Origin of the sequence: Streptomyces sp. CA-142005 (genome assembly GCF_050942335.1) — a bacterium.
Lineage (GTDB): Bacteria > Actinomycetota > Actinomycetes > Streptomycetales > Streptomycetaceae > Streptomyces.
This window is the reverse complement of sequence record NZ_CP192078.1, coordinates 4,827,893-4,847,016: the sequence shown is the minus strand read 5'-3', so window position 1 is coordinate 4,847,016 and position 19,124 is coordinate 4,827,893. Positions and strand designations below refer to the sequence as shown.

The following is a 19,124-nucleotide window of genomic DNA, read 5'->3' as shown; positions in this document are numbered from 1 at the left end:
GGATACTGGTGGATCATGTGTGCTGACGGCGCGCCGCGACGGGGGTGAGGACATGGCGCCCGAGCGGTGGGAGCAGCCGGCCGGTGGCGGTGTGCCGCCGGACGGACGGGCACGGCTGCGGGTCAGTGAGACGCTGGCCGCCGCCGCGAGGGGCACCGGCGACCCGCAGGCGGTACCGGGCGCGCTGTGCCAGGCGTGCGTACGGCTGCTGCCCGTCAGCGGTTCCTCGGTGTCGATCTCCGGCGGGAAGGGCGTGCGCGTCACCTGGTGCGCCAGCGACCGGGTCGCCGCCCGGCTCGCCGAGCTGCAGTACACCGTGGGGGACGGGCCCTGCCAGACCGCCCTCGACCAGGGCGCCCCCGTCGTCGCGGCCGACCTCACCGACGGCCCCGACGCCCGCCGCTGGCCGATCTTCGCGCACGAGGCGGTGGCCCTCGGTGTCCGCGCGGTCTTCTCGTTGCCGCTCGGTGTCAGCGGTGCCGCGATCGGCACCCTCGACCTGTACAGCGAGAGCGCCGGCGGGCTCACCGAACAGGACATGCGGACCGCGCTGTGGGTGGGCGACGCGGTCACCTACGCGCTGATGAGCCTCCAGGTGGCCGGGCACGACAGCGCCGAGGAAGACAGAGAGGACGAGGTAGCGTCCTGGGTGGCGGCCTCCGAGGCCGACCACACCGAGGTCTACCAGGCGGTCGGCATGGTGATGGTGCAGCTGGGACTGGACCCCGAGCAGGCCCTGGACCGGCTGCGCGCCCGCGCGTACGCCGAGGGCCGCACGGTCAGCCAGCTGTCCCGCGAGGTCCTGTCCCGCAAGTTCCGTTTCCGCAAGGAGGCGGACGACGGCGGTGACCGCAGGGAGTACGCCGGCGAGGACGGACGCGACGGCGGGGACGAGGCAGACGGAAGGGACGGTGAACGGTGATGGGCCGTGAACAACAGCTCGCCGAGGCGCTCGTCGGGCTGGCCGACTCCCTGGCCGACGACATCGACCCGGTGGTGCTCGTCGAGCGCCTGGCACGCAACTGCGTCGACATCACCGGAGCCGACGCGGTCGGCATCATGGTCGTCTCCGGCCGCGGTGACCTGCGCACCCTGGCGGTCACCGAGGTGGACGCGGAGGCGCTGGAGTTCTTCCAGCTCCAGGCCGACGAGGGTCCCTGCCTGGAGAGCTTCCGCGAGGGCCGCCGTATCGACGTGTCGGACCTGGAGCACAGCGGCGACCGCTGGCCGCAGGTCGCCCCCTTCGCCGTACGGTGCGGGTACCACTCCCTGCACGCGCTGCCCCTGCGCGTCCGCCGGTAGACCGTCGGCGCCGTCAACCTCCTGCTGCGCCGGCCGGGCGGGCTGCCTCCGCTGGATCTGGAGCTCTCCCAGGCGCTCGCCGACGTCACGGCCGTCGCGCTGGTCAACTGGCGCCCGGAGCGGCTGCGCCCGACCGACGTCAGCAACCGCGTCCAGGCCGCCCTCGCCGCCAAGGCCACCGTCGACATGGCCACCGGGATGCTCGCCGAGGCCGGTGAACTCTCCCTGGCCGACGCCCGCGGGGCCCTGCGCGGCTACGCCGACGGCCACCGCCGCCGCCTGGTGGACACGGCGCGCGCCCTGGTCCAGCGGGCCCTCCCCCCGGACGCCGTCCTCGCCGCCGCGGCAGAGCCGGAGACGGAGACCTGAGGCTGCCGCCCAGGCCCGGGCGGCTTACGCTGAAATGGGGGACGAGCCGCGGGACCCGGGCGATCCTGTGGCGTGCAGGCAGGGGTCCGACATGCAGCACTTCTCCTGCCGGACCGTGGCGGAACTTGCCATGCCCGGACTGGCGACCGGCAGGCTGACCGTCCTCGCGCTGTTCGGCGACGCCGACTCCGGTGCCGACCTGGACACCGCGCTGCGCGCCCCCGGGGCGACCCAGCTCGTCCTCGACCTGAGCGGACTGCGCCGGCTGTCCCCCGCCGCCGCGCGGGCCCTGTACCGGTTCGCCGAGGGTTCCGCCGAGCACGGCCGGATGCTCTTCCTCGCCGCCTGCCCCGCCGACGCCGCGGCCGTGCTGGCCCGGACGCGGCAGCCCGGCGGCCCCGGGTGCGGGCTGTATGCGACGGTGACCGACGCCCTCAGCGTCTTCCTCACCTCGGCCGCCGCCCCGGACGGCCCCCATCTGCGCCCGTACGCCGTGGAACTGCGCCACGAACTGCTCGCGCACGCCCTGGTCACGCGCGCGCAGGGCATCCTCATGGAGCGGTACGGCCTGCCGAACGCGCGCAGTGCGGCCGCGCTGCTCCGGGCTGTCGGCCGCGAGCACGGGCTCGGCGCCGTCCGGCTGGCGGCGGCCCTCGGCCAGGCGCGGCCACCGCGCGCCCACCAGCCCTGGTTCCCCGGCCGTATCCGGCTTCCGCCGCCCGTCGTCGGGTTCGTCCCCGCCGCGTCGGGCCGGCCGCCGCCACTGCCGGTGTTCCTCGACGCGCTCCGGGACGCCGTCTGCGCGATCACCCGCACCGGCATGGCCGACGTCCAGCTCATCGACGCCAGCGACAACACGCTGTGGCTGAAGTCCCACTGCGGCCTGCCCACCGAGTTCGTGAACTTCTTCGCCGTGATCGACGACACCACCACCGCGTGCGGGAACGCCGCGCGCAAACGCCGGCGGGTCGTCGTCGAGGACGTCGCCACCGCGCCGGACTTCGACGAGACGGCGCGCGCGGTGATGCTCGCCGCGCACAGCCGCTCGCTGCAGTGCACTCCGATCCCGGGCCCGGCCGGTCGGCCGCAGGGCATGGTCTCCACCCACCACGACCAGCCCGGACACGCCTACACCGGGGCCGAGCTCGGTGCGCTGGACCGGGTCGCCCGGGAGGCGGGGGCGTGGCTGGACTGGTACCGGACGACCACCGTCCGGGACGCCCTGGAGGACCTGCACCGGCGGGCGCAGGGTCGTCAGGGCGATGGGCAGGGGCCGGTGTGACACGGGAAAGGGCCGGTGTGAATCGGGTTCACACCGGCCCTCGACAGGCTCTACGACGTCCTACCGGCCCTCAGCCGCACTGGCAGGGGCCGCCCGACTGGCACCCGCAACCGCAGCCCGAGCCGCAGCCGCACGCGCCGATCAGCGGAAGGCTCCTGGTCTCGGCGGGCTGGTCGGTCTCGCGCTCCTGCGTGGGGTCGGGCGTGGTGCTGGGGGATTCGGCCATGGGTCCCTCCTAGACGCTGGGGCAGGGATGCCCTCGCCTATTGCATGCCCGCTTCCCTGGGCGCATCAACGGCGCACGGAGGCGCCCACGCGCCCCCGACGCCATCCGGCAGGCGCGGGCGAGCGCCCGGCCCCCGCCGGCCCCGGAGGGTTACGCGCCCTCGACCCCCGTCACCGGCTGGATGTCCTGCTGGAGTTCGTCCGCGTGCTCGCCCGTGACCAGGTAGACGACCCGCTTGGCGACGGCCACGGCGTGGTCGGCGTACCGCTCGTAGTAGCGGCCGAGCAGGGTGACGTCCACCGCCGTCTCGATGCCGTGCCGCCAGCGCTCGTCGATCAGGTGCTGGAACAGCGTGCGGTGCAGCTGGTCCATCTCGTCGTCGTCCTGCTCCAGCTGCAGCGCGAGGTCCACGTCCTTGGTGATGATCACCTCGGCCGCCTTCGCCATCAGACGCTGCGCGAGCTGGCCCATCTCCAGGATCGTGGCGTGCAGGTCGTTCGGCACCGCGCGCTCGGGGAAGCGCAGCCGGGCCAGCTTCGCCACGTGCTGGGCGAGGTCGCCGGACCGCTCCAGGTCGGCGGACATGCGCAGGGAGGTGACGACGATCCGCAGGTCGGTCGCCACCGGCTGCTGCCGGGCGAGCAGGGCTATGGCCCGGGCCTCCAGGTCGTGCTGGAGCTCGTCGACCTTCTGGTCGGCCTCGATCACGCTCTCGGCCAGCTTCAGGTCGGCGTCCAGGATGGCGGTCGTGGCGCGCCCGATCGCCGACCCGACCAGCCGGGCCATCTCCACCAGACCGTCGCCGATCGAGTCAAGTTCCTCGTGGTACGCGTCCCGCATCAGGTTCCCTCTCATAGGTGTGCTTGGTCCCCACGCTCCCACGTTCTGCGCCACACGCGTCCGTTTCCGCCACCCCAAATGAACCAATCCTGGCCCCAAGGTGAACTCTGAGCGACGAGTGTCCGAGGTCGCACCTCGACGGCTGTAGTCATGTCGTAGGGCCTGCTTAACCTGGATGCATGGACGTGAACGCGGCGGTCGCCGCAGCGGCAGCGATCGCCGGGGTGCTCACCGGTGTCATCGCCATGCTGGCGTTCCGCTGGAGCGAACGCGACCAGAAGCGACCGACCAGGACTTCCTTGCACACCGATCCCGTACTCCCGCCGGGCGTGGACACCGTACTGTCCGTGCTGCGCTCCTCGGCCGTCGTCCTCGACGAGGCCGACGCCGTCGTCAAGGCGAGCTCCGCCGCCTACGCCCTCGGGCTGGTCCGCGGCGGCAAGCTCGCCGTCGAGCCCATGCTCCAGATGACCAGGGACACCAGGAGGGACGGCGAGATACGGCAGGTCGAGCTGGACCTGCCCCGGCGTGGCACCGGGCGCGGCGAGGCCCTCGCCGTCTCCGCGCGTGTGGCCCCGCTCGGCTCCCGTCTGGTCCTGCTGCTGGTCGAAGACCTGACCGAGGCCAGGAGGATCGAGGCCGTACGACGCGACTTCGTGGCCAATGTGAGCCATGAGCTGAAGACGCCCGTCGGCGCTCTCTCCCTCCTGTCGGAGGCGGTCATGGACGCCTCCGACGACCCCGAGGCGGTACAGCGCTTCGCGGGCCGTATGCAGATCGAGGCGACCCGCCTGACCAACCTGGTCCAGGAACTGATCGACCTCTCCCGGGTGCAGAACGACGACCCGCTGGAGGACGCCGAGCCCGTCCGCGTGGACGAGCTGGTCGCCGAGGCCGTCGACCGCTGCCGTCACCAGGCCGGCACCAAACAGATCACCATGGCCGCGGGCGGCACCGCCGACCTGCACGTCTGGGGCAACCGCGGCCAGCTCGCGGCGGCCCTCGGCAACCTGGTCGAGAACGCCGTGAACTACTCCCCGGCCCGCACCCGCGTCGGCATAGCCGCCCGCCGGGTCAACGCACCCGGCGGCGACATGATCGAACTCGCCGTGACGGACCAGGGTATCGGCATCTCCGACAAGGACAAGGAGCGCATCTTCGAGCGCTTCTACCGCGTCGACCCGGCCCGCTCGCGGGCCACCGGAGGCACCGGTCTGGGTCTCGCGATCGTCAAGCACGTGGTCGCCTCGCACGGCGGGGAGGTCACGGTCTGGAGCGCAGAAGGCCAGGGCTCCACGTTCACCCTGAGGCTGCCGGAGGCGGGTGCGGCCCGCGACCGCGCACAACAGCACCCCGACCTCGACGACGAAGACGAGGCCGACGGCGCCCCCGACTCAACCCCGTACGAACCGCTTCCCGCCCCGGAGGTCCTTCCGTGACCCGAGTGCTCGTCGTCGAGGACGAGGAGTCCTTCTCCGACGCCCTGTCGTACATGCTCCGCAAGGAGGGCTTCGAGGTCGCCGTGGCGGCCACCGGCCCCGACGGACTCGACGAGTTCGAGCGCAACGGCGCCGACCTCGTCCTCCTCGACCTGATGCTGCCGGGGCTGCCCGGCACGGAGGTGTGCCGCCAGCTGCGCGGCCGCTCCAACGTCCCCGTGATCATGGTGACCGCCAAGGACAGCGAGATCGACAAGGTGGTCGGCCTGGAAATAGGAGCCGACGACTACGTCACCAAGCCCTTCTCCTCCCGTGAGCTGGTGGCCCGCATCCGCGCGGTGCTGCGCCGCCGCGGCGAGCCGGAGGAGGTGACCCCGGCGGCCCTGGAGGCCGGCCCGGTCCGCATGGACGTCGACCGCCACGTCGTGACGGTCTCCGGCTCCAAGGTCGACCTCCCCCTGAAGGAGTTCGACCTCCTGGAGATGCTCCTGCGCAACGCCGGCCGCGTCCTGACCCGCATGCAGCTCATCGACCGCGTCTGGGGCGCCGACTACGTGGGCGACACCAAGACCCTGGACGTCCACGTCAAGCGCCTGCGCGCCAAGATCGAGCCGGACCCGGGCGCCCCGCGCTACCTGGTGACGGTCCGGGGCCTGGGCTACAAGTTCGAGCCGTAAGCCGTAACCGGCTCGGAGGCAGCCGTACGACGAAGGGCGGCACCCCGCGGTAGGGGTGCCGCCCTTCGTCGTACGGCTGCTCAGTGGCGGCTGCGGCTGCTCACTGGCCCGCGGCCGACTGGGAGGCCGAGTCGCTCGGGGTCGCGCCCGTGGTCGCCGTGTCGGTGGCGGTCGCCGACGGGGTGGCCTTGCCGTGCTTGCCGGGCTTGGCGCTGCCGGAGGCGGTGGCGCCCGGGGCCCCGGTCACCGTCGCCGAGGCGGACGGGATCTCGCTCGGGCCCCACTTGTCGAAGTAGCCGGCGGCCGGCACCACGAAGGCGCGCAGGCTCACCGCACCGGTCCTGCTGAAGGTGAAGGTGACCTTCTGGGCGTTGCCGTCCTGGACGGCCTCGCGGCCGCTCGGGATCTCGGCGGAGGCGTTGCCCTTGCCGCCGAGGAGCAGGGAGCCGTGCGCCGGGACGGTCAGGCTGCCGCCCGCGGCCGGGGTCAGCTTCACGGACTCGGTGCTGCCCGGGACGGTGATCGACTGCAGGGTCTCGGGCTTGCCGCCCGCGTTGAACAGGGTCGCGGAGATCACGGCCGGACCCGTCGCCTTCAGGTCGGGCTGGGTGATGATCGTGGCGTTCTGGACCTTGATGTTGCCGACCGAGGTCGCGGCGTTGTCCGGCTTGATCCCCAGGGTCTGCGAGTTGTTGCCGGCGCCACAGGCGGCGAGCGAGGCGATCGAGAAGACGATGGCGGAGGCGGCGAGGGCGCCGCGTCGAAGGCTGCTGCTCACGGCGGCGGCAACTCCTTGAACGCGCGGGCGGCTCCCCTTATAAAGCCACCCTAAGTGTCTGTCAGCGGCCTTAGGTTACCGAGCCGTTCCCGAGCCGCCGCACCCGACCCTCCCCAAGCACCCCGCTTGCCTCCGGCTGGGGGTACCGCGAACGCCTGGTCACTCCTGTCACATCTGACCCTCCAGTCACTTTGCCGAGCGCTCGTCCGCCATTCACATAACCACTCGCAAAATTTCCGTGAAGGAATGCGCGATCCCCTCGATGACCACCTCGATATTGATCACGCGCGCCGCTCCCGGCAGCCGTTGATCAATTCAGGAATCGGCCCGGATGGGGCCTCGGGCCACCGAACGGAGTAGCGGAAGTCGTACGCTTGGAAGTGGACAAATCGGGACGTTAGTCCACTTGGAGACGGCTCGCGAAGTGTGTAACGTACGCGTTTCTCCTCGCCCGAAGAGCCCCTCCGACCTGCGAATTCCCGGTTCCGCAGACCCCTCGCAGCACGTTCCTGTCGCAGTTGTCAAGCCCCGAGATATGCCCTGACCTGCGAAAACGCCATTCAGAAGACGGCGTATCCGTGTTACCCTGGATAGCCACGGAAGGGGTACCTGTCACATGACGTTCAAGGTTGGCGACACCGTGGTCTATCCCCATCACGGGGCCGCGCTGATCGAGGCCATCGAAACTCGCCAGATCAAAGGCGTGGACAAGACCTACTTGGTGCTGAAGGTCGCCCAGGGTGACCTGACGGTACGTGTGCCAGCGGACAATGCTGAGTTCGTGGGCGTGCGTGATGTGGTCGGTCAGGACGGGCTGGACCGGGTCTTCGAGGTGCTGCGCGCGCCGTACGCCGAGGAGCCCACGAACTGGTCGCGCCGTTACAAGGCAAACCTGGAGAAGCTCGCCTCCGGCGATGTCATCAAGGTCGCGGAAGTCGTGCGTGACCTGTGGCGTCGTGAGCGGGAGCGAGGGCTCTCCGCCGGTGAGAAGCGCATGCTCGCCAAGGCCCGCCAGATCCTGGTGAGCGAGCTGGCTCTCGCGGAGAACACGAACGAGGACAAGGCCGAGGCCCTGCTCGACGAGGTGCTCGCTTCCTGACGCGCCACGGCAGCGAACCTTCGCTTCCGTCGCGCTCAGCACGCTCAGCACAGTGAAATGCCGCGGTGCCCGATGACACGGAACATGTCGCCGGGCGCTGCGGCATGTTCGTCCCCGGAAAAAGCCGCAAAGACCCAGCGCCGCCTCGGCAGCCGGAAACGGGGCGCCGAAACGCCTGCCGCACACTCAGGGAAAACCCCCCGATACTTGATGTGCCGGGCCCGGGCAGATGGCTCGACCAGGGTCACGGAAAGGGTCCGGTCAAGGCGTCGCGCCCGGCACTCCTCCAGGCCATACCCACCTAGGTCGAGCACACAAACCTGACAGGAACCGATGTCTGACGAATCGCGCCCTTCGCCCGCGCAGACCCCCGTCGCCGCCGTGATTCCCGCCGCCGGCCGGGGCGTACGCCTCGGCCCGGGCGCCCCCAAGGCGCTCCGCGCGCTGAACGGCACGCCCATGCTCATCCACGCGGTCCGCGCGCTCGCCGCGTCCCGCCATGTATCCCTGGTGATCGTCGTGGCCCCGCGGGACGGCGCCGCCGAGGTCAAGTCGCTGCTCGACGCGCACGCCCTGCCCGACCGCACCGACTTCCTGGTCGTCCCCGGCGGGGACAGCCGCCAGGAATCGGTCAGGCTCGGCCTCGACGCCCTGCCGCCCGAGTACGGCGTCGTCCTCGTCCACGATGCGGCCCGCCCGCTCGTCCCGGTCGACACGGTCGACGCCGTCATCGAGGCCGTACGCGCGGGCGCCCCCGCCGTCGTCCCCGCGCTCCCGCTGGCCGACACCGTCAAGGAGGTCGAGCCCGCCACCGAGGCCGGCGCGCCCGAGCCGGTCGTCGCCACGCCCGAGCGCGCCCGACTGCGCGCCGTCCAGACGCCCCAGGGCTTCGACCGCGCGACCCTGATCCGCGCCCACGAGACGGTCACCGACAACGTCACCGACGACGCGAGCATGGTCGAGCAGCTGGGCCTGACGGTCGTGGCCGTCCCCGGGCACGAGGAGGCCTTCAAGGTCACCCGGCCCCTCGACCTGGTCCTCGCCGAGGCGGTCCTGGCCCGCAGGAGGCTCAACGATGGCTTCTGAGGCATCGGACTTCCGGCTGCCGCCGGGTGGCGTCCTGCCCCAGGTCGGCATCGGCACCGACATCCACGCCTTCGAGGAGGGCCGCGAGCTGTGGTGCGCGGGCCTGAAGTGGGAGGGCGAGGGGACGGGTCTGGCGGGGCACTCCGACGCGGACGTCGTCGCCCACGCCGCCTGCAACGCCCTCTTCTCCGCCGCCGGCCTCGGTGACCTGGGACAGCACTTCGGCACCGGCCGCCCCGAGTGGTCCGGCGCCTCGGGCGTGACCCTCCTGACCGAGGCCGCCCGGATCGTCCGCGAGGCCGGCTTCGCCATCGGCAACGTCGCCGTCCAGGTGATCGGCCCGCGCCCGAAGATCGGCAAGCGCCGGGACGAGGCGCAGAAGATCCTCTCCGAGGCGGCCGGCGCGCCGGTCTCCGTCTCGGGCGCCACGACGGACGGCCTCGGCTTCCCGGGCCGCGAGGAGGGACTGATGGCGATCGCCACGGCACTGGTGGTCCGCACGGGCTGAAGCCGCCGTTCTGCTCGTGGTGCGGGTGAGCCGGGGGCGTGCGAGGGTACCCACACGGCCACCAGTGATCCCTGGACTCCGGAGGGTGCCCATGTCCGCCGTACTGTCCGACCAGCTCAAGTCCGTGCTCGACGGCAAGGTGTTCATCGTCGTCGGCACCCTCCAGCCCGACGGCAGCCCGCAGATGTCGCCGGTCTGGGTGAAGCGGGACGGTGACGACCTCCTGTTCTCCACCACCGTCGACCGCCGCAAGTACAAGAACCTGGACCGCGACCCCCGGGTGACGGTGGTGGTCACCAACCCCGAGGAGCCCTACGAGTACGCCGAGATCCGCGGCACCGCCCGGCTGACCACCGAGGGCGGCCAGGAACTCATCGACGCGCTGAGCCAGAAGTACACCGGCCAGAAGTACGCGGACTTCAACCCCGACGCCGGTCAGGACGCCCAGCGGGTGGTCGTGCGGATCACGCCGCGGAAGGTGGTCGGCAGGCTCTGACGCCCCGGCATTGTGGGGAAGGGGCATGAGGCACCCCCTCGCGCCCACTACCCTGGAGTGGTGACCATTCGCCTGTACGACACCAGCGCCCGGCAGATCCGTGACTTCACCCCGCTCAAGCCGGGCTGCGTCTCGATCTACCTGTGTGGCGCCACCGTGCAGGCGGCACCGCACATCGGGCACATCCGGTCGGGCCTGAACTTCGACATCATGCGCCGCTGGTTCGAGTACCGCGGCTATGACGTCACGTTCGTCAGGAACGTCACGGACATCGACGACAAGATCATCGCCAAGGCCCGCGAGCAGGGCCGGCCGTGGTGGTCGATCGGGTACGAGAACGAACGCGCGTTCAACGAGGGCTACACCGCCCTCGGCTGCCTGCCGCCGACGTACGAGCCGCGCGCCACCGGCCACATCACCGAGATGGTCGAGATGATGCAGCGCCTCATCGACCGCGGTCACGCCTACGCGGCCGAGGGCAACGTCTACTTCGATGTACGGTCCTTCCCGCGGTACCTGGAGCTGTCCCGGCAGGAGCTGGACAACCTGCTCCAGCCCTCCGGCGAGGGCGAGACCGGCAAGCGGGACCCGCGCGACTTCGCCATGTGGAAGGCGGCGAAGCCGGGCGAGCCGACCTGGCCGACCCCGTGGGGAGAGGGCCGCCCCGGCTGGCACCTGGAGTGCTCGGCCATGGCGCACAAGTACCTGGGCACCGCCTTCGACATCCACGGCGGCGGCCTCGACCTGATCTTCCCGCACCACGAGAACGAGATCGCCCAGGCCAAGGCCTACGGCGACGACTTCGCCCGGTACTGGGTGCACAACGCCTGGGTCACCATGGCCGGCGACAAGATGTCCAAGTCGCTGGGCAACTCCGTCCTCGTGTCCGAGATGGTCAGGCAGTGGCGGCCCATCGTGCTCCGCTACTACCTCGGCACCCCGCACTACCGCTCGATGATCGAGTACAGCGAGGAGTCGCTGCGCGAGGCCGAGTCGGCGTTCGCGCGGATCGAGGGCTTCGTGCAGCGCGTGACCGAGCTGGCCGGGAAGACCGTCGAACCGGCCGCCGAGGTCCCGCCCGCCTTCGCCGAGGCGATGGACGACGACCTGGGCGTCCCGCAGGCCCTGGCCGTCGTGCACACCACCGTCCGGCAGGGCAACAGCGCGCTGGCCGCCGACGACAAGGACGCCGCCGTCGCCCGCCTCGCCGAGGTACGGGCCATGCTCGGCGTCCTCGGTCTCGACCCGCTGGACGCGCACTGGGCCGGTGAGGCGGAGAAGGGCGAGGACCTGCACGGCGTGGTCGACAGCCTCGTCCGCCTGATCCTCGACCAGCGCGAGTCCGCCCGCGCCCGCAAGGACTGGGCCACCGCCGACGCCATCCGCGACCAGCTGGGCCAGTCGGGCCTGGTCATCGAGGACAGCCCGCAGGGCCCGCGCTGGACCCTCGGGTCCCGGTAGGTCCCGGATCCTTGATCGATTGTGCCGCCCGGCCCCCCGGGCGGCACACTGCATAGACGTACGCACACTTTTCCCGTAGAGAACAGGTAGGTCATGGCCGCGAACAACCGCCGCATGTCCGGCAAGAAGGGCGCGCAGGTCGGCAGCGGCGGCCAGCGGCGCCGGGGCCTGGAGGGCAAGGGCCCGACCCCGCCCGCCGAGATGCGCAAGGGTCACGCCAAGCAGCGCGCCGCCGCGGCCAAGGCCCGCCGCGCCCAGGGCCGCGCGCCGCAGCGCCGGGGCAGCGGCAAGTCGGCCTCCGAGCTGGTCGTCGGCCGTAACCCGGTGGTCGAGGCGCTGCGCGAGGGCGTCCCCGCCTCCACGCTCTACGTCCAGCAGTTCATCGACAACGACGAGCGCGTCCGCGAGGCCCTCCAGCTCGCCGCCGAGCGCGGCGGCATCAACCTGATGGAGGCCCCGCGCCCCGAGCTGGACCGCATGACCAACGGCCTCAACCACCAGGGCCTCGTCCTCCAGGTCCCGCCGTACGAGTACGCGCACCCCGAGGACCTCACCGACGCCGCCTACGACGAGTCCGAGGACCCGCTGATCGTCGCCCTGGACGGCGTCACCGACCCGCGCAACCTCGGCGCGGTCGTCCGCTCCGTCTCCGCCTTCGGCGGTCACGGCGTGGTCGTGCCCGAGCGCCGCTCGGCCGGCATGACCGCCGGCGCCTGGAAGACCTCCGCCGGCACGGCCGCCCGCACCCCGGTCGCCCGCGCCACCAACCTGACCCGCGCCCTGGAGGCGTACAAGAAGGCCGGCATCACGGTCGTGGGCCTGGCGGCGGACGGCGAGGTCGAACTCGGCGATCTGGAGGCCCTGGACGGCCCGGTCGTCATCGTCGTCGGCAGCGAGGGCAAGGGCCTGTCCCGCCTGGTCGGCGAGACCTGCGACTTCCGCGTCCGCATCCCGATGCCCGGCGGCGCGGAGTCGCTCAACGCCGGTGTGGCCGCGGGCATCGTGCTGTACGAGGCGGCCCGCAGGCGCGGCTGACCCGACGGCGCGCCGACGGGATGGAACACCCGTCCGGAATTTCACCCTTGCGGGGTAATTCTGGGGTCCATGTGGCGTTCGAGACTGCTTTGACGGGGTCCGGACACATCCGCCCGGTCCAAGCAGTGTCCTAACTCCACGTCACTCGGTTAGATGAGTGTGGACACCAGAACACCCCGCACACCCACGGGGGGACGCTCGTCGGGATTCCAGTCCGGGCTCGACGACGCTCCCGCGCTGAGCATGGTGAAGGTGCCGAGCGATCCGGCGCAGGTCATCGTCAATCACGCCAGCTTCCGCGTGCAGTTGGGCGCGTCGGCGAAGCGCGGCCCCTCCCCGCGGATCGCCCGGCATCCGAGCGCCCAGGACGCCGCCCGGATGCCCGTCCTGGGCACGGCGGGCCGGCCGGCCGCCGCCGGCCGCCGCCGCCCCGTCGTGTGGAGCGGCAAGTCCGCCCCCGACGACACCGGCGCCCACCGGCTGCTCCAGGCCGTGCGGGGCAGCAGCGTCCGCCACATCGACGAACCCGAGCCCGGCGCCACGCAGGTCATCCCACGCCTCGGGACCGGCTACGCCTACGACGACCTGGACCAGACGGTCGAGACCCCGGTCGTCGGCCACCAGCGCACGGCGCCCGACACCCACGGCACCCGCCTGCTGCCGCACATGCGCACGGTCGGCGGCGCCTACGACGAACCCCCCTACACCGACGCCGACTTCGGGCTGTACGAAGGCCACGAAGGCTACGGTGACGACGAGTACGGCGACCACGGGGACCACGACGGCTACGGCACGTACGACGACTACGCCGACCCCGACGCCCCGCGCTCCACCCGCCGCCACGCGGAAGACCCGGCCCGGCACGCCTACTACCCCGGCCGCCGGATGAACCTGGGCGTCGTCCTCCTCCCGCTGCGCATCTTCCTGGGCTTCATCTCCATCTACGCCGGCATGGGCAAGCTGTGCGACCCCGTCTACTTCGACGGCGGCAAGCGCGGCTCGATGGTCAAGTGGCTCAACACCCTGCACCCCTGGGACGTCGCCGAGCCGCTGCGCCAGTTCGCCCTGCACCACCCCGTCGGCTCCGGCCTGGTCATCGCCTTCCTCCAGGTGGTCGTCGGCGTCCTGACCGTCCTCGGCTGCTGGCAGCGCGTCGCCGCGGTCGTCGGGGCCCTGCTGTCCGCCGCCCTGATCGTCACGGTCAGCTGGAAGACGGTCCCCGCCTACGACGCCCCCGACATCATCTACCTGGCCGCCTGGTCCCCGCTGATCATCGCCGGCGCCCCCGTCTACTCCGTGGACGGCCGCCTCGCCGCCGGTGCCTGGCGCCGCCTCGGCCCTCGCGCCGACATCTGGGACCTGCGCCGCTACGTCCTGCGCCGCGGCGCCCTGATCACGGTTATCACGGTCGGCGTCACCCTGCTCGTGGGCTCGCTGCTCGGTGGCGCCGTGCGCGACTCCAGCCGTGTCGTCGTCCCCGGCCCGGGCGAGGCCCCCCGCAACAACCTCCCCGGCTCCCCGGTCCCGCAGCAGCCCGGCGCGCGGCACAAGAAGACCCCGGCGGCCTCCACCTCGCCCTCGGGCGGCGCCACGGCCGGCGCGAGCCCCTCCGGCGCGGCGGCGACCCCGGGTGCCACCCACACCGCGGGCGGTACGACCACGACGCCCAGCCAGACCCAGGGCACCTCGGGCCAGATTCCGCCCCGCCCGTCCTCCCCGACCGGCGGCGCGCCGAGCACGACGGAGGGCCCGACCAGCTCCGGCGGCGCGTCCACTTCCGGCGGCGCGTCCGGTTCCGGTGGCACCGGCAGCTCGGGCGGCTCTTCGTCCAGCGGCCAGCCGGGCCTGGTGGGCGGCCTGCTGGGCTAGCTCGTCCGCAGGCAAGCGAGCGGAAGGCCCCGTACCGCGACACGTACGGGGCCTTCGTGCGTGGCGAGGGCGCAAACCGCCGGGCTACCGCCCCAGCGCGGCGAGCTCCTTGGCCGCCTCGGTCAGATCCTTGGCCGTGTCGATGGCCCGCCAGTACGCCCCCTGCGGAATGGGGAACCCGGCGAGCTTGCGCTCACGGGCCAGCCCGGGGAACGTGGTCCGCTCGTGATCCCCCCGCTCCGGAAGCAGCGAGGCGAACTCGGGCGAGAACACGTACACGCCCGCGTTGATCTCGAACGTCGACGGCGGAGCCTCGATGAAGTCGGTGATGTGCCCGAACCCGTCGGTCTGCACCGCGCCCCAGGGGATGCGCGGCCGCGCCAGAGCCAGGGTCGCGACGGCGTCCCGCTCGGTGTGGAAGTCGGCCATGTCCCGCAGGGAGAAGCGGGTCCAAATGTCGCCGTTGGTGGCGTACCAGGCCCGGTCGGGGCGGGGGAGATGCGCGGCGGCGTACTTCAGGCCGCCGCCACGGCCGAGGGGCTCGGTCTCCACGACGGTGGTGACGGAGAGCGGCAGGTCGGCGGAGTCCAGCCACTTCTGCAGGACGTCGGCGAGATGGCCGCAGGAGACCACCACGTCGGTCACGCCCTCCTCGGCGAGCCAGTTCAGCTGGTGGCCGATGATCGGAGTGCCCGTGCCGGGGATCTCGACCATCGGCTTGGGCCGGTCGTCGGTGTAGGGGCGCAGCCGGGAGCCCTGGCCACCGGCCAGGATCACGGCCTGGGTGGGGCGCGACGCGGCGTTGGGATGGGTCATGACCGCACTGTACGTGGCGCCCCGCCAGGGCCGGCCGGCGGCGGCGCGCTCCTTGGGGACCCGTTACCCGAAGGAGCGGTCACCGGCTTCCGGGCGCCTCCCGGTGTTCAGCTGTGCGCGGCGAGCACGCCCGACGCGAACGACGTGTCGCACACCGGGCGGGCGTAGGACTGGGCGCGCGAGGCGCCGTAGATGCGCACCGCGGCCTGGCCCAGGGCCCGGGCGATGGCCGAGCAGTGCCGGGCCAGCGCGGGGTGTCCGTTCACGGCCTGCTGGAGGTGGCCGAGGACGACCCCGGGGTTCTTGTCCTGCAGCTCGCTCATCAGCTGGTCGCGGAGCACGTCCTGCGGGGCGCGGGAGACCGTCTTGGTGGAAACCCCCGCCGCGGAGATGTCCGAGGCGGCCAGCGCCGAGCTGGAGGGGCCTCCCGTCCAGTTGACCCGGGTCACCGCGAGGGTTCCGGAGAGCACCAGGACGACGGGCAGGACGAGGGCGAGAGTGCGGCCGATCCGGCGGGCAGGGCCGCCCCGGTGGCCGCGTCGCGTCTGTGGGGTGGTGGAGAGCTTCACGCGTGTGAGGGTAGCGTGGGGTAATGATTTGGCGACATTCAGTCACCCCTTCGGGGGATGAGATGGCGCTACTTTCTGGGTATGGGGTTGACGTACCCCGCCCGAAATGATGGCTGTGCCGGGGTATCTCCGCACGCGTGAACCGCGCGAAAGGGGCCCTGCGGCACTCCGCAGGGCCCCTTTCGTCAACTCCGCGCGAACGCGCAGCTCAGTCCGTGTGAACGCGCTCAGTCGGTGAGACGCTCACCCGTGGACGTCGAGAACACGTGGATCTCGCCCGGCCGCGGCACCACGTGCAGCGTGGAGCCCTTCTCCGGGACCTGGCGGCCGTTGACGCGGACGACCAGGTCCTTGACCTCGCCGCCGACCTCGGCGGTGCCGTAGACGTAGCCGTCGGCGCCGAGCTCCTCGACGACGTTCACGGAGACGGCGAGACCGGCCGGCGCGTCCGCGCTGTCCTTGGTCAGGGAGGCGGCCGTGCCGCCGTCGTGCTCGACCACGTCGAAGTGCTCGGGGCGGACACCCACGGTCACCGTGCGGTCACCCCGGTCCGAGGCGGCCGTCAGGGCGTCCCGGTTGACCGGGACGACGCTGTTGCCGAACTTCACGCCGCCGTCGGTGATCGGCACCTCGACCAGGTTCATGGCCGGGGAGCCGATGAAGCCGGCGACGAAGAGGTTCGCGGGCTTGTCGTACATGTTCCGCGGCGAGTCGACCTGCTGGAGCAGACCGTCCTTGAGGACCGCCACACGGTCGCCCATCGTCATGGCCTCGACCTGGTCGTGGGTGACGTAGACGGTGGTGATGCCGAGGCGGCGCTGCAGCGAGGCGATCTGCGTACGGGTGCTCACGCGGAGCTTGGCGTCCAGGTTGGACAGCGGCTCGTCCATGAGGAACACCTGCGGCTCACGCACGATCGCGCGGCCCATGGCGACACGCTGGCGCTGACCACCGGAGAGCGCCTTCGGCTTGCGGTCCAGGTACTCGGTGAGGTCGAGGATCTTCGCGGCCTCCTCGACCTTCTGCCGGATCTCCGCCTTGTTGACGCCCGCGATCTTGAGCGCGAAGCCCATGTTGTCGGCGACCGTCATGTGCGGGTAGAGGGCGTAGTTCTGGAACACCATGGCGATGTCCCGGTCCTTGGGCGGCAGGTGCGTGACGTCGCGGTCACCGATGCGGATGGCGCCGGCGTTGACGTCCTCCAGGCCCGCGAGCATCCGCAGCGAGGTGGACTTTCCGCAACCCGACGGGCCGACCAGGACGAGAAACTCGCCGTCCTCGATCGCGATGTCGAGACCGTCGACGGCGGGCTTGGTGGAACCCGGGTAGATCCGGGTCGCCTTGTCGAACGTGACAGTGGCCATGGTGAATGGGCCCCCTTCTACCGGCAGGAACGTGCCGGACGATCCGTTGTAGGAAGGTGGTGGTGTAGTCCACACGAGTGAACTGCGCGAACTGGCTCAGGACGGTACCTGGCGTTCACCGGTCTGTCAGTACCTCGGCGACTGTGAACTTCGCGGAAATTTTCGACAGGACCCGACGCGGACCTGGGTACACTGCACGAGCACCCGGGTGCACGCCTCCTTAGCTCAGCTGGTCAGAGCACCGCTCTTGTAAAGCGAAGGTCGTCGGTTCGAATCCGACAGGGGGCTCCAAAAGCGCCGCTGACCTGGGATTTTCCCGAGTCGGCGGCATTTTTCATGTGCGGAGCCGGCGTGCGATCTCCAGCTGGCGGTCCTCGAGCGGCCGGCCGTCCTCCACGTCCCACAGGGCGTTCTGCAGCAGCCGGCCCAGCGTCCAGGCGCGTGCCCGCTCCCGGTCCAGGCCGAGCACCTCCGTCATCGCGTCGAAGCGCCGGCGCACCTCGGCCGCCTCGAAACGGTTGTCCAGTGCCGGCCACAACTCGAAGCCCGGGTCGCCGGCCAGCGGCTTGGGATCGATGGCCAGCCACTCGGCGCGGTCGGCGGCCAGCACGTTCTCGAAGTGCAGATCCCAGTGCAGCAGCCGGTCACCGGGCTCCGCGACGACCTCCCGCACCGCGGCCGCGCAGCCGGCGACGATCCGGCGCGCCCCAGGGTCGGGGATGCGCTCCAGTGCCCAGGGGGTCTGCTCCAGCATGGCCTCGGCGATGTCACCGAGCCGGCGCATGCCCGGCGGCGCCGGGAAGGACGTCAGACGGTCCAGCAGCCGCGCGACGACCACGACGGCCGCGCGCGTGTCGGCCATGGCGGACAGCATCCGCGACTCGTCGAGCCGTTCCAGGAGCATGGTGCCCGTCGCCGGGTCGTGGTCCAGCAGCCGTACGGCCCCGTCGCCGTCCCACACCCGCAGCGCGACCGGCTCCCCCTCGCTCTCCTCGTCCGGCAGCTGCAGCTTGAGCACGGCACGGCCGCCGTCGGCCCGGACCACCGGCAGGACCAGCGCGCTCACACCGTTCATGGAGGGCCCGTCGAGCCGCAGCCGCCACCGGTCCAGGAAAGCGGCCGCCAGAGCCGGCAGCCCGGCGATGAACGCCCGCCCCGCCGCACCGTTGTACGTCTCCTGGGCCTCCGCGAGATCGCCGGGGATGTCAATCACGGACCGGACGATACTGGCGTGCGTGAATCGGCTCATGCGAATTAACCGGGGCCTCGGCCACGTGTGGGCATACATCCGCAGCGCTCCCGGCACGTATGTGTGGCTGGCGGTCCTGTTCGTCACGACCGTCGCGCTGCACCAGATGTCGCCGGAGTTCGAGCAGCACTTCCTGCGGCAGCGGTCGACCAACATCCATGAACTGTCGCGCAATCCGGTACGGGTCCTCGTGGCCAGCGCGATGTGGATCGACAGCGGCCGCTGGCTCCCCTACGTCCTGCTGTACACCGTGTTCCAGGCGCCCGCCGAACGCTGGCTCGGCACGGCCCGTTGGTTCGCGGTGTGCGCCCTGGCGCACGTCCTGGCCACCCTCATCAGCGAAGGCGCCCTGCTGAAGGCAGTCCGGGACGGCATGGCCCCGCACTCGGCCGTCAACACCCTGGACATCGGCGTCAGTTACGCCTTGGCCGGCGTCATCGGTGTTCTCACCTACCGCTTCGCCTCCCCTTGGCGGTACGGGTATCTCCTGGTCATCCTGCCCGTCTTCACCCTGCCCCTGGCCGCGGGACGCACCTTCACCGAACTCGGCCATTTCGTCTCCGTACTGATCGGGCTGGCCTGTTACCCCCTGACCAGAGGCCGCGGAAAAGCATGGAATCCGAAGGAGACACTGGCCGCTTTGAAGGGTTAACGTCCCG

21 protein-coding genes and 1 tRNA gene are annotated in these 19,124 nt (G+C 71.5%); 15 read left to right on the top strand and 7 right to left on the bottom strand.

All coding sequences use genetic code 11. The annotated features are described in order from the left end of the window. The first annotated feature begins 19 nt into the window (after window positions 1-19). The 4 genes from ACQPXS_RS22730 (at window position 20) to ACQPXS_RS22715 (ending at window position 2,953) form a co-directional block, all read left to right on the top strand. Window positions 20-922: a GAF and ANTAR domain-containing protein gene (locus tag ACQPXS_RS22730; protein WP_433451131.1), complete on the top strand. Its 903-nt coding sequence runs from the start codon at window positions 20-22 to the stop codon at window positions 920-922. Continuing rightward, on the top strand, window positions 922-1,302 hold the full coding sequence (locus ACQPXS_RS22725; RefSeq protein WP_433451130.1) for a hypothetical protein: 381 nt from the start codon (window positions 922-924) through the stop codon (window positions 1,300-1,302). The genes ACQPXS_RS22730 and ACQPXS_RS22725 overlap by 1 nt, the downstream gene beginning before the upstream one ends. Window positions 1,303-1,323: 21 nt before the next feature. Beyond that, window positions 1,324-1,671 carry an ANTAR domain-containing protein gene (locus ACQPXS_RS22720; protein WP_433455904.1) on the top strand — a complete coding sequence of 116 codons (348 nt, stop codon included), beginning with the start codon at window positions 1,324-1,326 and terminating at the stop codon, window positions 1,669-1,671. Between the two features lie 91 nt (window positions 1,672-1,762). Continuing rightward, the gene (locus ACQPXS_RS22715) at window positions 1,763-2,953 is read left to right on the top strand and encodes a GAF domain-containing protein (protein ID WP_433451129.1); all 1,191 of its coding nucleotides are present in this window, start codon (window positions 1,763-1,765) and stop codon (window positions 2,951-2,953) included. Window positions 2,954-3,023: 70 nt separating this feature from the next. On the opposite strand, the gene ACQPXS_RS22710 is transcribed toward ACQPXS_RS22715, so the two are convergent. Together ACQPXS_RS22710 and phoU are read right to left on the bottom strand one after the other, a co-directional pair. Further along, entirely contained in the window at window positions 3,024-3,179 is a 156-nt protein-coding gene (locus ACQPXS_RS22710; RefSeq protein WP_365334386.1) for a hypothetical protein, read from the bottom strand. A 150-nt stretch (window positions 3,180-3,329) separates the two neighbouring features. Continuing rightward, complete coding sequence (gene phoU, locus ACQPXS_RS22705) at window positions 3,330-4,019, bottom strand: phosphate signaling complex protein PhoU (RefSeq protein ID WP_351805326.1); 690 nt, start codon at window positions 4,017-4,019, stop codon at window positions 3,330-3,332. A gap of 179 nt (window positions 4,020-4,198) precedes the next feature. Here phoU and ACQPXS_RS22700 point away from each other — a divergent pair, with 179 nt between their 5' ends. Then, window positions 4,199-5,458 carry a sensor histidine kinase gene (locus tag ACQPXS_RS22700; protein ID WP_356303695.1) on the top strand — a complete coding sequence of 420 codons (1,260 nt, stop codon included), beginning with the start codon at window positions 4,199-4,201 and terminating at the stop codon, window positions 5,456-5,458. Beyond that, entirely contained in the window at window positions 5,455-6,135 is a 681-nt protein-coding gene (locus ACQPXS_RS22695; protein ID WP_010358452.1) for a response regulator transcription factor, read from the top strand. The genes ACQPXS_RS22700 and ACQPXS_RS22695 overlap by 4 nt, the downstream gene beginning before the upstream one ends. Before the next feature lie 100 nt (window positions 6,136-6,235). Here the strand turns inward: ACQPXS_RS22695 and ACQPXS_RS22690 are convergent, their stop codons facing one another. Beyond that, a complete protein-coding gene (locus ACQPXS_RS22690; RefSeq protein ID WP_433451128.1) occupies window positions 6,236-6,913 on the bottom strand; it encodes a DUF461 domain-containing protein in 678 nt (225 codons plus the stop codon). A 616-nt stretch (window positions 6,914-7,529) separates the two neighbouring features. On the opposite strand from ACQPXS_RS22690, the gene ACQPXS_RS22685 reads away from it, so the two are divergent. The 7 genes from ACQPXS_RS22685 (at window position 7,530) to ACQPXS_RS22655 (ending at window position 14,467) form a co-directional block, all read left to right on the top strand. Next, window positions 7,530-8,012, top strand: a complete 483-nt coding sequence (locus ACQPXS_RS22685; RefSeq protein ID WP_003953493.1) for a CarD family transcriptional regulator — start codon at window positions 7,530-7,532, stop codon at window positions 8,010-8,012. A gap of 333 nt (window positions 8,013-8,345) precedes the next feature. After that, window positions 8,346-9,098, top strand: a complete 753-nt coding sequence (gene ispD / locus ACQPXS_RS22680; RefSeq protein WP_433451127.1) for a 2-C-methyl-D-erythritol 4-phosphate cytidylyltransferase — start codon at window positions 8,346-8,348, stop codon at window positions 9,096-9,098. Further along, complete coding sequence (gene ispF, locus ACQPXS_RS22675; protein WP_356303704.1) at window positions 9,088-9,606, top strand: 2-C-methyl-D-erythritol 2,4-cyclodiphosphate synthase; 519 nt, start codon at window positions 9,088-9,090, stop codon at window positions 9,604-9,606. Before ispD ends, ispF begins: the two co-directional genes overlap by 11 nt. A gap of 91 nt (window positions 9,607-9,697) precedes the next feature. Continuing rightward, complete coding sequence (locus ACQPXS_RS22670) at window positions 9,698-10,102, top strand: PPOX class F420-dependent oxidoreductase (protein ID WP_433451126.1); 405 nt, start codon at window positions 9,698-9,700, stop codon at window positions 10,100-10,102. A gap of 60 nt (window positions 10,103-10,162) precedes the next feature. Beyond that, window positions 10,163-11,563 (top strand): cysteine--tRNA ligase, encoded by a 1,401-nt coding sequence (gene cysS, locus ACQPXS_RS22665; protein WP_356303710.1) that lies wholly within the window; start codon window positions 10,163-10,165, stop codon window positions 11,561-11,563. 93 nt (window positions 11,564-11,656) lie between these two features. Continuing rightward, on the top strand, window positions 11,657-12,598 hold the full coding sequence (gene rlmB, locus ACQPXS_RS22660; protein ID WP_433451125.1) for a 23S rRNA (guanosine(2251)-2'-O)-methyltransferase RlmB: 942 nt from the start codon (window positions 11,657-11,659) through the stop codon (window positions 12,596-12,598). Between the two features lie 153 nt (window positions 12,599-12,751). Beyond that, window positions 12,752-14,467, top strand: coding sequence for a DoxX family membrane protein (locus tag ACQPXS_RS22655; protein WP_433451124.1), 1,716 nt, complete (start codon window positions 12,752-12,754; stop codon window positions 14,465-14,467). A gap of 84 nt (window positions 14,468-14,551) precedes the next feature. Here ACQPXS_RS22655 and ACQPXS_RS22650 read toward each other — a convergent pair whose 3' ends face one another. The 3 genes from ACQPXS_RS22650 to ACQPXS_RS22640 form a co-directional block, all read right to left on the bottom strand. Further along, complete coding sequence (locus tag ACQPXS_RS22650; RefSeq protein WP_351805345.1) at window positions 14,552-15,283, bottom strand: nucleotidyltransferase family protein; 732 nt, start codon at window positions 15,281-15,283, stop codon at window positions 14,552-14,554. A gap of 107 nt (window positions 15,284-15,390) precedes the next feature. Beyond that, the gene (locus ACQPXS_RS22645) at window positions 15,391-15,852 is read right to left on the bottom strand and encodes a hypothetical protein (protein ID WP_433451123.1); all 462 of its coding nucleotides are present in this window, start codon (window positions 15,850-15,852) and stop codon (window positions 15,391-15,393) included. Window positions 15,853-16,079: 227 nt separating this feature from the next. After that, window positions 16,080-17,216, bottom strand: a complete 1,137-nt coding sequence (locus ACQPXS_RS22640; RefSeq protein ID WP_433451122.1) for an ABC transporter ATP-binding protein — start codon at window positions 17,214-17,216, stop codon at window positions 16,080-16,082. 214 nt (window positions 17,217-17,430) lie between these two features. On the opposite strand from ACQPXS_RS22640, the gene ACQPXS_RS22635 reads away from it, so the two are divergent. Further along, window positions 17,431-17,507: transfer RNA gene (locus ACQPXS_RS22635), tRNA-Thr, on the top strand. 43 nt (window positions 17,508-17,550) lie between these two features. Here ACQPXS_RS22635 and ACQPXS_RS22630 read toward each other — a convergent pair. Further along, complete coding sequence (locus tag ACQPXS_RS22630; protein WP_433451121.1) at window positions 17,551-18,465, bottom strand: aminoglycoside phosphotransferase family protein; 915 nt, start codon at window positions 18,463-18,465, stop codon at window positions 17,551-17,553. Between ACQPXS_RS22630 and ACQPXS_RS22625 the strand changes: the two genes are divergently transcribed. Then, the gene (locus ACQPXS_RS22625; RefSeq protein WP_433451120.1) at window positions 18,464-19,117 is read left to right on the top strand and encodes a rhomboid-like protein; all 654 of its coding nucleotides are present in this window, start codon (window positions 18,464-18,466) and stop codon (window positions 19,115-19,117) included. The two genes, ACQPXS_RS22630 and ACQPXS_RS22625, sit on opposite strands and share 2 nt — an antisense overlap. Window positions 19,118-19,124 lie beyond the last annotated feature (7 nt).